Origin of the sequence: Mangrovimonas cancribranchiae (assembly GCF_037126245.1) — a bacterium.
GTDB classification, from domain to species: domain Bacteria; phylum Bacteroidota; class Bacteroidia; order Flavobacteriales; family Flavobacteriaceae; genus Mangrovimonas; species Mangrovimonas cancribranchiae.
In genome coordinates, this window is the sequence record NZ_CP136925.1 from 2919073 (window position 1) to 2934141 (window position 15069).

Sequence of the window (15069 nt, forward strand, 5' to 3'; positions counted from 1 at the left end):
AAAAATATAAAAAGTAAGTTAATTTTTTTATTAAAAATGAATTTTTATCTTAAATAATCGTAATAAGTTTTAATATTTGAAAGAATATGGCTTGCTTTTTTTATTTCAGGATTATGGGTTTTATAGTAATCGTATAAGCCTTCGCGATACACGTAGCGTTTCACAATCTCATCGGTTAGTAATGATAAAATTTGCTCTTTATTTTCATTAAGTGCAATATCTTTAGATGATTTTAAGTTGTTTAATAAGCGATTATAATCGGATTTAATATTATCGTCTAATGCTTCTTTAATGGCTTTTTCATGTACGTTATTTAAAGCTTTTTCTGTTTCGGTAACAAATGTAAAGTTGTTAGTTTTTAAGTAGCTTTTAAAGGCTTTAAAATCGGAATCGGTAAGTTTAAAGTTTTCAATATTATCTATATCATTTTTATAGTAGTAATTAGTGGCATAATCGAAAATTAAAAAGTCGTTTAGAATTTCTTGAGTAATAGCCGAGTTTTTGGTAATTGGCATTTGCTCGTCTGGTAAAATTCCGCCACCATCAAAAACAGTTCTACCATTTTTAGTTTTAAACTCGTTGTATTTGGTTTTATCTATTTTAACGGCATTTCCTTCGTTATCTCTATTCCAGTAATCTAAAGCTTGAATACATCTTCCAGAAGGTGTGTAATAACGCGATATAGTAACTTTAAGTTGGGTACCATAGGTTAGCTTTTTTGGACGTTGTACTAAACCTTTACCAAAACTTCTAGATCCAACAATAACGGCACGATCTAAATCTTGTAACGATCCTGAAACAATTTCACTTGCCGAAGCACTTTTTCCATTAATTAACACAACTAAAGGAATTTCGGTATCTAAGGGTTCTCTTTGGGTATAATAGGTTCTGTTAAACTTTTTTACTTTAGATTTTGTTGTAACTACCAGTTGTCCTTTTGGTACAAAAAGATTAACCACATTAACGGCTTCGTGTAATAAACCACCTGGATTGTTACGTAAATCTAAGATAATACGTTTAGCACCTTGTGCTTTTAAATCTTTAACAGCATAGGCTGTTTGCGAGGATATTTTACTATTAAATTTACTTAATACTATATAGCCTACATTATCATTAATTATTGAAAAATATGGTACGGCATCAATTTCTATTTCTGAGTGTTTAATGGAAGCTTGGTGTTGTTTTCCTTGTCTTACATAAGTAACATTTACAGTAGAATTTGAAGTGCCTTTTAAGAGTTCTCCTGCATCGTCTTTATAATTTGCTACGGTTATATTATTTACTTTTATAATTTGGTCTCCAGCTTTTAAACCAGCTTTATCGGCAGGATAACCTTTGTAAGGTTCTATAATAATAAGTTTATCTTTAAGTGTTCTTACTTTTGCGCCAATTCCTGTATAATCTCCAGTTTGTCTTATGCGTTCGGCTTCTACATCTTGTTCGTTATAAAATCTGGTGTACGGATCTAAATCGTTTAACATGCTTTTAATAGCTGTATCCATTAAATCTGCAGGATTGGTTTCATCAACATAATTCATGTTGAGTTCTTTAAAAAGGGTTGTAAAAATTTCTATTTGTTTAGCAATTTCAAAGAAGTCGTTTTGAAAGGCGCTTCCAGCAAAAAATACGGTTACTGCTAGTACTGGAATAAGTATTTTTTTCTTTAAAAATGTTTTCATAAGAACTTAAGTTAAAGCTTAGTTTTGGCTATAAATTTTTCAAACAATTGCTGTGTTTTATGGTTTACTTCATCAAATGTTGTGCCTTGTTTACCAATGTACAAAATCATAAACGCATATTGTGTTTCTATGTTGTTAAAATAAGTCGCTTTATTTAAACGGTAGGATTCTCGTAATAATCGTTTTATATGATTTCTATCAACGGCATTTTTAAAATGTCTTTTAGAAACCGATACGCCTACTTTTAATTTATGTGAAGTATTAAAGGAGGTTTCTAAATACACGAGTCGTAATGGATATGCAGAAACACTTTTTCCTTCTGAAAACAGTTTAGAAATAAGTATTTTACTTTTAAGTTTTTCGGTTTTATTAAAGGTTCTATCCATTTAGTAAAGGTAATAATCAGAAATAAAAAAACCACTCAATAAATGTATTGAATGGTTTTAGTGTGTTTTTATTTAATTACTTACTGTGTTTTTTTATTGTTTTCTGGATTAATATCTGCCATTACATGATTTGGATCAATTTCAACAGAAGTAATTGTTTTTGAAGTGTTAAACGTATAGGTTGGGTAAGCCCAAGCCCAATCGTTAATTATTGTAGCTGTTGTTGGTTTTTCACCACGCATCATTTGTAATGGGATATAAAAATCTTCAGTGGTTCCATCGTTATAGGTTACGGTAAGATCTATTGGCATTGGCATTAATCCAACACGTTCTAAAGTTATTGTATTATCACTAATGTTTTTTACACTATAATCTATGGTGTTTGTTGTTTGTGCAAAATCTGTTAAATACCAATCTAATTCTAGTCCAGAAATTTTTTCAGCAGAACGAATAACATCTATAGGTCTTGGATGTTTAAATGCAAAGTCATTAAAGTATTTTTTAATGGTTTTATTTAAATTATCTTCTCCAATAATGTAGCCTAATTGTGCCATAAAAACAGCGCCTTTACTATAAGCTGAAATACCATAAGCTTGGTTGTATTCATACCTATCTGCATGTGTGGTTAAAGGTTGCTCTTTACCAGATTTTGCTAAATAAATGTATCCTCTGTAAGAGCCGCTATGTGGGTTTTCGGCATTTTCATTCATAATTTCATTCATAGCTAAATTAGAAATATAGCTTGTAAATCCTTCATCCATCCACTCGTGTTTAGCTTCGTTTGTGGCTAATAAAAACTGAAACCACGTATGGGCTAATTCGTGAGCTGTTACACCAACTAAACTTCCAAATTTTCGTTGTCCTGTAATTAAGGTACTCATGGCGTATTCCATACCACCATCGCCACCTTGCATAACAGAGTATTGTTCATAAGGATATTTACCAATATGCTCGCTAAAATATTGTATTAACTCAACCGTTTTAGGTTGTAATTTTTTCCAATTATCAAGATATTGTTTCTCTAAGGTATTTTTATAGTAAAAATGAAGCATTGGACCGTTAGGCACTTGCATGGTATCGTGAATATAATCGGGATCTGCAGCCCAAGTAAAATCGTGTACTTTTGGTGCTTTGTAAGTTAGCGTTTTTTTGTTACCGGTTATTTTTGGCTCTCCTTGAAGGTAACCTGTAGCTCCAACAACGTAATCTTTATCAATGGTTAAATTAACTTCAAAATTTCCCCAAACACCGTGAAATTCTCTTCCTATGTATGGATCGGCATGCCAGCCTTCAAAATCGTATTCGGCCATTTTAGGATACCATTGCGTCATAGATAAAGCAACACCTTCTTTATTATTTCTACCAGAACGGCGAATTTGAATAGGAACCTGAGCATTAAAATCCATAGTAAAAGTTACCGATTCTCCTGGTTGAATAGGTTGTGCTAAGTCTACTTCTAAAACAGTACCAACCGTTTCATGTTTTAAAACAGTACCATTTTGTTTTAAAGAATTTACTTTAATATAGCCTATTTCATCGGGTTGTAATTTACTTATTCTATCTCCTACTCGCGAGTCTGGATCGGCAATAGTTCTTGAACGTACATCCATTTCGCTACCTGGTTGAAAGGCATTAAAGTATAAGTGATAAAATACCTTATTTAACACATCGGGAGAATTGTTGGTATAAACTAATGTTTGTTTTCCTTGATATTGATAGTTGTTTACATTCATATCAATATCCATAGTATAATCTACATGTTGTTGCCAGTATGTAGCTATATTTTGTTGAGTTGTTGCTTTTTGACTAGTAGCGGTTTTGGTGTTACCACAAGCAAACAAAATAATGGTAGATAATAGTAAAGAAACTTTTTTCATTAGGTAGGTTTTAATAAAAAAGGCTACACCTTTAGATGTAGCCTTTTATAATTTATAAAAGACTTATTGTTGACTAGCTAAAATAAGTGCATTGTAAGCATTAGCAATTTTAGTAGATTTACTTAAATCTGCAATAGGTTTTACATTGTTAGCATCGCCACCAACAACAACTTGAGTTTTTAACGCTAAACCAGAGTCTAAAATTACTTGTTTTACTTGAGCTGCAGTTAATTTAGGGTAGTAAGAACGAATTAAAGCAGCAACACCTGCTACAGCTGGAGCAGCCATAGAAGTTCCGCCTTTTGTATCGTATTCGTTTTCTGGCGTTGTTGAATAAACTTTGGCTCCAGGAGCGAAGATATCAACATTTACTTTTCCGTAGTTAGAAAACCCTGCAACCATGTTTGATCCATATTTTGGTGCTAAGGCTCCAACTGTAATAAAAGTATCGCCTACTTCTGGACCATTATCAACTTGATCGTTAGGGTAAACAGCTTTTACATCTAAATCAATACCTTCGTTACCCGCTGCATTTACAAAAACAACATCGTTTTTAGATGCATAAGCAATAGCGTCTCTTACCCAATCGCTATGTGGTGAGTAATATTTACCAAAACTACCATTAATTACTTTTGCGCCATTATCTACAGCATAACGAATAGCTAGGGCAATATCTTTATCATATTCATCGCCATTTGGTACGGCTCTTAAACTCATAATTTCAACATTGTTAGCAACACCATTTGCACCTAAACCATTGTTGCGTTCTGCAGCAATAATTCCAGCAACGTGAGTTCCGTGACTTTCGCCTTTTTCGCTTGGCATAACGTTACCGTTACCATAGCCTACGTCGTTTAAATCGTTAGGGTTATCGCCTGTTTTTCTACCATTAAATTCTTTGTTAATGTTGTAGTTTAATTTATCTGAAAAATACTCAACACCTTCTTTAACTGCAGATAATGCTTTATCTGTAGAATCGAACCCATTTCCGTACATGTATTTTAACATACCTACAGCTTGGGTTAAGGTTTCGTTACCTTCGGCATTAATACCATTTACATCTTCTGGTGTGTAGTCTTCTTTGTTTAAATGTTTTGCTACAGCTTCATCGGCATTTTTTATTTGTTGGTAAATTTGCTCGTACTGTGTTTTTTGCCCAAGTGTTTTTTGATATTCTTCATCATATTCTGCTTTAGCACGGTCGTATTCTGGGTTGCTTGTATCTCCAGAGGCTAGAATTCTTACATATTCTAATTGTTCGTCGTAAGCATCGCCTAAGAAATTCCATCCATGAATATCATCGATATACCCATTGTTATCGTCGTCTTTTCCATTACCTGGAATTTCATCTTCATTAGTCCAAACAACACCATCTAAATCTTCGTGTTCTATATCAATTCCGCTATCAATAACGGCAACAATAACTTTTTTACCTTTTTTATCTTTTATGATTTCACTGTAAGCCTTATCAACACTCATTCCTGGAATGGTATCTTTAATAAGGTCTAGGTGTCCCCAATTTTCTTTTTCGGCTTGTGTTAACTCCGAAACTTTTAAAGGTACAGTATCTACATTTTCTACAGGAGTAGATAAAATTTCTGACGAACCGCCACAGCTAGATAGTATGGCTGCTGCAACTGCCGAAAATAAAACAGGTTTTAGTAATTTCATGTTATTAATTTATGTTTAGTTAAAAATATCATTACAGGTAAAAGTTTCGTTTAATCGCACGCCTTTTTCTGTGTGTTTTACTGTAATGATTTCATTATGTGCGTCGTGCTCCAAAAATAAGTAATAATTATTATCTGCCGCTAGGTTTAGAAATTTTTCTTTTTCATCTAAAGTCAGTAGTGGTCTTGTATCATAACCCATTACAAAAGGTAGCGGTAAGTGCCCAACAGTAGGTAATAAATCGGCCATAAAGCAAATGGTTTTTCCGTTGTAATGTATCATTGGAATCATTTGTTTGTCTGTATGTCCGTTTGCGAAAAAAATATCGAATCCTAGTTTGGAGTTTTTTAGTAAATCTTGTTCTGGAAGGTTTGTAAATTTAAGTTGCCCAGACTCTTCCATGGGTAAGATGTTTTCTTTTAAAAAAGAGGCTTTTTCACGATTATTTGGGTGTGTTGCCCAGTCCCAATGGTTTTTATTACTCCAAAAGTGGGCATTTTTAAAAGCAGGTTCGTAGCCTGTTCTATCTTTGTTCCATTGTATGCTTCCACCACAATGGTCGAAATGAAGATGTGTCATAAACACATCGGTAATATCGTCTCTATGAAAGCCATATTGTTTTAGAGATTTATCAATAGAGTCGTCTCCCCAAAGATAATAGTACCCAAAAAATTTATCACTTTGCTTATCTCCCATACCAGTATCGATTAAAGTTAAGCGGTTGCTATCTTCTATTAATAAACAACGTGCTGCAATATCGATCATGTTATTAGAATCGGCTGGGTTTGTACGGTTCCAAAGCGATTTAGGGACTACGCCAAACATAGCACCACCGTCTAATTTGAAATTTCCAGCTTGAATGGGATATAGTTTCATAAAAATGATTTCTTTTTAAGATGTCGCAAATTAAAAAATACTCATCAAAAATCACCTTTTAATGGGGATTATTGAGAATTATTTAACAATTTATTGCAATATATTTGAATAGCTTAATGGTTATGAAACCATAAAAATTTAATTTATTTTTATAAAAAGCTATTCTTATGAAAAAAATCGTGAATTCACCGTTGAAGATTAAAAAACTAAAACTTTTAAGATTTGGGCGCGATTTTAAACCAGATGAAGAAGTTATTTTAAGAGATTATTTAGCTATTGAAAGAACGCGATTGGCTAACGAGCGTACCTTATTATCTTACATAAGATCGTCTCTTTATTTGCTTTTAGGAGGCATTGCTTTTTTTCAATTAAAGAACTTTCCTGATTTTAGATATTTAGCTATTCTATCGTTAGTTTTTAGTGCGATATTTTTTGTTATAGGTATTTATCGGTTTATGCTTTTAAAGAAAAGCTTAAAACGGCTTTATTATATGTCTGAAGAAAAGGAAGACGACACGAAATAATATTTTACGCTTAGGTTATGAGTACAGAACTTATCATAACGTTATCCATCATAATTTTTGGAGTTATTCTATTTGTTAGAGATTACTTTACAATTGATACAACTTCAATTATTATCATGGCGTTGTTTATAGTTACAGGTGTGTTATCTCCAGAGGAAGGTTTTTCGGGTTTTAACCATCCAGCAACAATAACACTAGGGTGTATTTTTGTTATTAGTGGAGGTATTTTTAATTCGGGAATTTTAGATGGTTTAAGCTATAGAATAATCAAGTTAGCCAAAACAAATTACACTGTTGCTTTAATAGTATTTTGTAGTATATCTAGTTTATTTTCTGCCTTTATTAACGATACTGCTGTTGTAGCTTTACTTTTACCTATTGCACTAACTGTTTGTCGAGAAACAACTATAAAACCTAGTATGCTGCTTATACCTATTTCTTTTGCTGCATTGTTTGGCGGCACATGTACACTTATTGGAACCTCAACTAATATTTTAGTAAGTAGTTATGCAACCAAGTATAATGTTGCAGAGTTTGGTATGTTCGAGTTTAGTGCTGCTGCATTGTGTTTGTTGGTAATAGGCTTTTTGTATATGGTTTTAATGGCTCCTTTATTATTGCCTAAGGCTAAAAATACAAGTGAAGATTTAACCCGAAAAGCCGAAAAGTATATTACCGAAATAGAGGTTGAACCCAATTGTCAAGAAAATGGCATGTTACTACAACATACACAGTTGGTTAAAAGTTTCAATATTAATGTATTGTCTATTTTAAGAACAGGTGAGCTTAAACATCAATTTTCTACAGATACAAAAATACAATCAGGCGATATTTTAAAAATTATGGTTATGCCTGAAACACTTAATAGACTTTTAGATATAAAAGGCTATAAAGTAAGTGGAACAAGACGTATGAAAGAAGCCGAAGAAGAAACCGAAAGCTATAATCTGCATGAAGTTGTTATTCCCTTTGGGTCTAGTCTTTCGGGAAAATCTTTAAAAGAATTAAATTTTAGGCAACAATATAAATGTTCTGTAATTGCAATAAGACAGCGAGGCGAGATTATGTATGATAAACTCTCTACAACAAAACTAACCGAAGGCGATATGTTGTTACTTATTGGTCATGCCAAAGAAGTAAATGAATTAGAAACCGATAATCTAATTGTAAAACTATCTGAATACGAAAAGAAAAGAACAAATTATCGTAAAGCTATACCGGCTGTTTTAATAGGAATTGGGGTCATTCTAGCAGCAACATTTCATCTTACTACTATTTTAATAAGTGCTATGATAGGCGCTTTATTAATGATAGTTACAGGAACCTTAAAACCTGTTGAAGCCTATAAAGCCGTAGAATGGAAAGTTATTTTTATGATGGCAGGGGTACTTTCTATGGGAACAGCCTTAGAAAAAACAGGAGGAGCCAAACAAATAGCTTATTTTATACAAGATAATTTAGGACAATATGATGCGCACTTTACGTTAAGTGCTTTGTTTTTAGTAACCGTACTATCTACAAATTTAATTTCTAGCAAAGCCACTGCAGCACTTATGACACCTATTGTTATTAGTCTCGCAGCAGCTATGGAAATTAGTTCCAGACCTTTTTTAGTAGCTGTTATGTTTGCTTGTTCATTAACTTTTATGACACCTATGAGTTATCCCACAAATACTATGGTTTATGCTCCTGGAAATTATAAGTTTAGCGACTTTTTAAAAGTAGGTACACCATTAAATATTGTTATATGGTTAGCGGCATCATTTATTATTCCGTATTTTTTTCCTTTTTAAAAGGTTATAAAAAAATCATTATATTTTTTGAAGAAACTCCATATTTGTAGTAATATTACCACTAAAGGCTAAAAATAACACATGGTAGAATTAGCAGGAATTATCATTTTAGGAATTTTGGCACAATGGGTTGCCTGGCGATTAAAAATACCAGCCATTTTACCCTTAATTTTAATAGGTTTATTGGTAGGGCCTGTCGCATCTGAGTTTATAAACCCTGATGGTAAAAAATGGATTGAACCTATTTGGAATGGTGAAGAAGGCTTATTTCCTGGAGAGAGTTTATTTTATTTTGTGTCTTTAGCTATTAGTATTATCCTTTTTGAAGGCGGCTTAACCTTAAGAAAAAATGAAATAAAAAATGTAGGCCCTGTTATTACTAAGCTTATTACAGTTGGTACCATCACTACCTTTTTTGCAGCTGCCATAGCTGCTTATTATTTATTTGGTTTAAGTTGGGAAATTTCTTTTTTATTTTCTGCCTTAATTATTGTTACTGGACCAACAGTAATCACGCCAATTTTAAGAAACATTCCGTTAAAAAAAGATGTCTCTGCGGTACTAAAATGGGAAGGTATTTTAATAGATCCCATTGGCGCTTTAGTGGCTGTATTGGTTTTTGAATTTATTAGTGTTGATGCGGGAGGCGAGTTTACCAAAACAGCACTTATTGAGTTTGGTAAAATAGTCCTTTTTGGCTTTACTTTTGGCTTTACCTTTGCACATGCTTTAAACTTTATCATTAACAAAAAATGGGTGCCACACTATCTATTAAATGTATTTGCTTTAGCATCGGTTTTAGGGGTTTTTGTCTTATCCGATAGTTTTGCGCACGAGTCTGGATTACTTTCTGTTGTGGTTATGGGTATGGTTTTAGGTAATTCTAAATCTCCTTATCTTAAAGAATTGTTGTATTTTAAAGAGTCTTTAAGTGTCCTTTTAATTTCTATTCTATTTATTCTTTTAGCGGCCAATATAAATATGGAAGACTTATACCTAATTTACAATTGGAATACCGCTATATTATTTGCTATTGTTGTTTTTGTAATTAGACCTTTAGGGGTGTTTTTAAGCACTTCAGGATCTGGATTAAAACTGAATGAAAAGCTATTTATTAGTTGGGTTGGCCCACGAGGTATTGTTGCTGCTGGTATTGCGTCTCTTTTTGGATTAAAATTAGCAAAAGAAGGTGTTCCTGGGGCCGAATATATTACACCCTTAGTATTTGTTATTGTGCTAGGTACGGTATTACTTAACGCTACAACGGCAAGATTATTTGCTAAAGTTTCTGGTGTATTTTTAACAAAATCGGAAGGTATTTTAATAGTTGGCGCTTCTAAAGTATCACGTTTAATAGGGCATTATTTAGAAGAACACAATCGCCATGTTGTGTTAATAGATAGTAATCAAAATAATATTAAAAAAGCCGAAGAACTAGGGTTAGAAGCCATAAACTCTAATATTTATTCTGATAATCTTCTAGATAATATAGAACTTAACGATGTTGGGTATTTAATGGCTTTAACACCAAGTACAGATATTAATAAATTTGCTATTACAAAATTTGGTGAACAATTTGGTGAAAACGGGTCGTTTAGATTGGTTACCAAAGAAGAAATGAAAGATGCTAACAAAAACCCTAAAGAAGGGTTGTTTAGTCATACAGACGATTTTAACTCCTTAATGGCAGTTACATCAAAGTTTCCTTCAATTCAAGAAATCGACCTTGAGAACAAAGAGCATTACGATAGCTTAATAGATATTACCGATAAGGATAAAGATATTATTCCTTTATTCATTAAAAATGATAAGAAGGAATTTATAATTATTTCCTCGTTTAACCATGAAAACAAAATTAAAAAAGGCTACCAATTAGTTTATCTAGGAAAACCTTTTGATGTTGAAAAAGTAGAGGCTAATCGTTAAGCTTTAATACCGCCATAAAGGCTTGTTGTGGTATTTCTACATTACCAACAGCGCGCATACGCTTTTTACCTTTTTTCTGCTTTTCAAGTAGCTTACGTTTACGCGAAATATCACCACCATAACATTTAGCGGTTACATCTTTACGTAAAGCTTTAATGGTTTCACGGGCAATTATTTTGGCTCCAATAGCAGCTTGTACTGGAATATCAAATTGCTGACGCGGAATAAGCTCTTTTAACTTCTCACACATCTTTTTACCAATATCATAAGCATTATCGGCGTGAATTAATGCTGATAACGCATCCACTTGCTGGCTATTCAATAAAATATCAACACGTACTAATTTAGACTCTCTCATGCCTATTGGTGCGTAGTCAAAAGAGGCGTAACCTCTGGAAACAGATTTTAGCCTGTCGTAAAAATCAAAAACAATTTCGGCTAAAGGCATGTCAAAAGTAAGCTCAACACGTTCCTGTGTTAAATACGTTTGATTGGTTATTTGACCGCGTTTTTCAATACACAAACTCATTACTGGGCCAACAAAATCGGCTTTAGTAATAATACTTGCTTTTATAAAAGGTTCTTCAACACGATTTAAGGTAGAAGGTTCCGGCAAATCGGTTGGATTATTAACAATAACAATCTCGTCTGGATTTTTGTTAGTGTAAGCGTAATAAGACACGTTAGGAACAGTTGTGATAACGGTCATATCAAACTCGCGTTCTAAACGCTCTTGGATAATTTCTAAATGAAGCATTCCTAGGAATCCACAACGGAAACCAAACCCTAAAGCTGCCGAACTCTCAGGTTGAAAAACTAAAGAGGCGTCGTTAAGTTGTAGTTTTTCCATAGAGGTACGAAGTTCTTCGTAATCTTCGGTATCTACAGGGTAAATACCAGCAAAAACCATAGGCTTTACATCCTCAAAACCGCCAATAGCATTTTGAGTTGGGTTTTTGGCATCGGTAATAGTATCACCAACTTTTACTTCTTTGGCTTCTTTAATTCCTGTTATTAAATAGCCTACATCGCCAGCGTTTATCTCTTGTTTAGACTGTTGTTTTAGTTTTAAGGTTCCTACTTCATCGGCATAATAATCTTTACCGGTAGCAATAAACTTAATGTGTTGCCCTTTTTTAATTTTCCCGTTAATAACACGGAAATAAGTTTCTACACCACGAAACGGATTGTAAACAGAGTCGAATATTAAAGCTTGTAAAGGCTCATCTGGGTTTCCTTTTGGTGCAGGAACACGATCTATAATAGCAGTTAAAATTTCTTCAATACCAATACCTGTTTTAGCACTTGCGGGAATAACCTCAGAGGGATCACAACCTAGTAAATCTACAATATCATCAGTAACTTCTTCTGGATTAGCACTTGGTAAATCGACTTTGTTTAATACTGGAATAATTTCCAGATCGTTTTCTAAGGCTAAATAGAGGTTTGAAATAGTTTGCGCTTGTATACTTTGCGCCGCATCGACTACTAATAATGCCCCTTCGCAAGCCGCGATACTTCTAGATACTTCGTAGCTAAAATCAACATGACCTGGGGTGTCAATTAAGTTTAATATGTAATGTTCGCCATTATGAATATAATCCATTTGTATGGCGTGCGATTTAATAGTAATACCACGCTCACGCTCCAAATCCATGTTGTCTAATAACTGATTTTGCTTTTCCCTTTCGGTTACAGCACCAGTGTAGTCTAACAATCTATCGGCAAGCGTACTTTTTCCGTGGTCAATATGTGCAATTATGCAAAAATTCCTAATGTTCTTCATAAAACTCCTTACACTAAAAATAGAAATGCAAATATAGGTGTTTTATTAACGTTAAATAGCAATATTGTTAAGATGTTGATATACTTAAGGGTTTCCGTATTAAAAATTTATAAACAAATAGTATATTAGCAGCGTAAAGCTTAATAATTTGATAACTTTTAAAAGAATAACCCAATTCTGCTTTGTTTTGCTTTCTACATTAACGTTCTCGCAAGAGTTTAATGTTTCTGGTAGTATACAAGATATTTATGGAGAACCTATTTCTTTTTCTAATGTTATGTTGTTAACAGAAACAGATTCTACTATAGTAAAAGGAACATCAACCGATGATAATGGGGTTTTTAAATTACGCTCTGTAAAAAAAGGAACCTACTTACTTAATGTGACGTTTATAGGTTTTGAAGACTATTTTAGCCAAATTAATGTGGCTTCCGATGTAACTCTAGAACCCATTATTTTAAAGGAAAGCACAGAGAATCTAGACGAGATAAATATTACTTACCAAAAACCTACTGTTAAAAAAGAACCTAATAAAATTGTTTTTAATATAGAAAATACTGCTTTATCTCAAGGCAATATGATGCAGGTATTAAAAAGCACGCCTGGTATTATGGTTATTGGCAACAGTATAAGTGTAAAAAGTGAAAGTCCAACGGTTTTTATAAATGGAAGGAAAGTACATCTATCTTCTACCGAGTTAGCACAACTTTTAGAAAGTTCTGATGCTAATAATGTACAGTCGGTTGAGGTGGTTACAAATCCATCGGCTAAATACGATGCTTCAAGTGGAGCCGTTATAAATATTATGATGAGCAAAAACCTTGTTACTGGTTACAGAGGTAATATGTTTACGAATTATACACAAGGTGTTTTTCCTAGATATAATGTAGGAACAGGTCACTTTTTTAAATCAAATAAGATTAATCTTTACGCAAGCTATAGTTACACACAGGATAAGTTAAATAGAGATAATGAAGATAGAATAAACTACTATAACGGTAATACTATTGATGAGGTTTGGGAGTCTAGATTAAACAGAAACACCTGGTCTAAAACACATAATGTAAGTTTTAACTTTGATTATCAGTTTAACGACAAGAATACGCTAAGTTTAGCGTCAACCATGCTTTGGTTACCCGATTTTGAATATAAATTAAATAACCACACTGATATTTTTGATGATTCTAATAACCTACAATCCTACTTTAAAGCGTTTAATGTAAACGATGATGAAAAGTATAACCTAGGGTTTGATTTAGATTACGTTCATAATTTTAATGATGATGGCGAAAAACTATCGTTTAGTTCACACTTTACGACTTACGATTACCAACGCCATCAAAACGTAAATAGTGATTACTACACAAATAATGGTATTTTTTTAACCGACACGAATTATTTAACCGATAATAATCAAGACACTAAAATAGTTACAGCAAGTTTAGATTATACCTTACCAGTAAACAATTCGTTTATACTAGAAACAGGTATAAAAACATCTAATGTTTTAACTAATAGCGACATTACTCAATATGATATTATAAACAACCAGCCTATTTTAGATGCCAACAACACCAATGCTTTTGAATATGATGAATTAGTGTTGGCCGCTTATGCTAATATTTCCAAAGACTGGGAAAAATGGAGTATAATAGCAGGATTACGTACCGAACAAACAAATGTAGAAGGTCTTTCGGTTACCAATAACCAAAAAACAACACAGGATTATTTAAAGTGGTTTCCTAATCTTAGTTTAAGTTTTAATCCTAACGAAAACCTTTCACTTTATACAAACTATAAAAAGAGTATTAATAGACCAGATTACAAAAATTTAAATCCGTTTCAATTTTACTTAAACGATAACACTATAGTTTCTGGAAACCCAAATTTACAGCCTGTAATAATAGATCATGCTGTTGTTGGGGCATCGTTATCAAGCGCTTATTTTATTGAAGCTTATTATAAGAAAATGAGCCATAATATTTATGAAATTCCGCTTCAAGATAATACTAATACTACCGTAACCTGGGTTCCTATAAATTTTGATGAGACTATAGAATATGGTTTCGATTTTTTAACCAACTTTTATGTAAATGACAGGTGGTTTGTTTATGCCGTAACATCATTTTACAATGTAGAAGATGTAAACACATTACAAAATCAAAAAGTTAAACAAAGTCAGTGGTCTAATTATAGTGTGCTTCAAAATTATTATACCTTTTTAAAAGACAGATCGTTAACACTTAATCTTACCATGTACTATGAAAGTAAGAACTTACAAGGGTTTAGGTTGTTAAAAGATAGGCTTGCATCTAATATAGCCATCTCAAAATCGTTGTGGAATAAAAAAGCTGTCATCTCTTTAATGGCCGAAGATTTATTTAACACACAAGACTACGATTATACAACAAGATTCCTAAATCAAAATAGTAGAAGCAAAGCCAATTTTGATAATAGATATATAAAAATAGGCTTCCGTTATAAATTTGGAAACACCTTGTTAGATACAAACAAACGCTCTAAAAACTTACAAGAAAGAGAACGATTATAA

Annotated in this window: 10 protein-coding genes; 4 read left to right on the forward strand and 6 right to left on the reverse strand. The window is 32.8% G+C overall.

The annotated features are described in order from the left end of the window. Positions 1-44: 44 nt before the first annotated feature. The 5 genes from R3L15_RS13530 to R3L15_RS13550 all read right to left on the reverse strand — a co-directional run bounded on the left by R3L15_RS13530 (position 45) and on the right by R3L15_RS13550 (position 6489). Positions 45-1679: a S41 family peptidase gene (locus tag R3L15_RS13530; protein ID WP_338732308.1), complete on the reverse strand. Its 1635-nt coding sequence runs from the start codon at positions 1677-1679 to the stop codon at positions 45-47. An 11-nt stretch (positions 1680-1690) separates the two neighbouring features. Next, entirely contained in the window at positions 1691-2065 is a 375-nt protein-coding gene (rnpA, locus tag R3L15_RS13535; protein WP_338732309.1) for a ribonuclease P protein component, read from the reverse strand. 80 nt (positions 2066-2145) lie between these two features. Next, positions 2146-3942: a M1 family metallopeptidase gene (locus R3L15_RS13540; RefSeq protein WP_338732310.1), complete on the reverse strand. Its 1797-nt coding sequence runs from the start codon at positions 3940-3942 to the stop codon at positions 2146-2148. A 63-nt stretch (positions 3943-4005) separates the two neighbouring features. Further along, positions 4006-5613 (reverse strand): S8 family peptidase, encoded by a 1608-nt coding sequence (locus R3L15_RS13545; protein ID WP_338732311.1) that lies wholly within the window; start codon positions 5611-5613, stop codon positions 4006-4008. Positions 5614-5628: 15 nt separating this feature from the next. Beyond that, positions 5629-6489, reverse strand: a complete 861-nt coding sequence (locus R3L15_RS13550) for an MBL fold metallo-hydrolase (protein WP_338732312.1) — start codon at positions 6487-6489, stop codon at positions 5629-5631. A gap of 167 nt (positions 6490-6656) precedes the next feature. On the opposite strand from R3L15_RS13550, the gene R3L15_RS13555 reads away from it, so the two are divergent. The 3 genes from R3L15_RS13555 to R3L15_RS13565 all read left to right on the forward strand — a co-directional run bounded on the left by R3L15_RS13555 (position 6657) and on the right by R3L15_RS13565 (position 10732). After that, positions 6657-7013: a DUF202 domain-containing protein gene (locus tag R3L15_RS13555; protein ID WP_338732313.1), complete on the forward strand. Its 357-nt coding sequence runs from the start codon at positions 6657-6659 to the stop codon at positions 7011-7013. A 17-nt stretch (positions 7014-7030) separates the two neighbouring features. Next, positions 7031-8806 carry an SLC13 family permease gene (locus R3L15_RS13560; protein WP_338732314.1) on the forward strand — a complete coding sequence of 592 codons (1776 nt, stop codon included), beginning with the start codon at positions 7031-7033 and terminating at the stop codon, positions 8804-8806. Between the two features lie 81 nt (positions 8807-8887). After that, on the forward strand, positions 8888-10732 hold the full coding sequence (locus R3L15_RS13565) for a sodium:proton antiporter (protein WP_338732315.1): 1845 nt from the start codon (positions 8888-8890) through the stop codon (positions 10730-10732). Here the strand turns inward: R3L15_RS13565 and lepA are convergent. Beyond that, the gene (gene lepA, locus R3L15_RS13570; protein WP_338732317.1) at positions 10722-12518 is read right to left on the reverse strand and encodes a translation elongation factor 4; all 1797 of its coding nucleotides are present in this window, start codon (positions 12516-12518) and stop codon (positions 10722-10724) included. The two genes, R3L15_RS13565 and lepA, sit on opposite strands and share 11 nt — an antisense overlap. Before the next feature lie 187 nt (positions 12519-12705). Here lepA and R3L15_RS13575 point away from each other — a divergent pair, with 187 nt between their 5' ends. Continuing rightward, positions 12706-15069: an outer membrane beta-barrel family protein gene (locus tag R3L15_RS13575; protein WP_338732318.1), complete on the forward strand. Its 2364-nt coding sequence runs from the start codon at positions 12706-12708 to the stop codon at positions 15067-15069.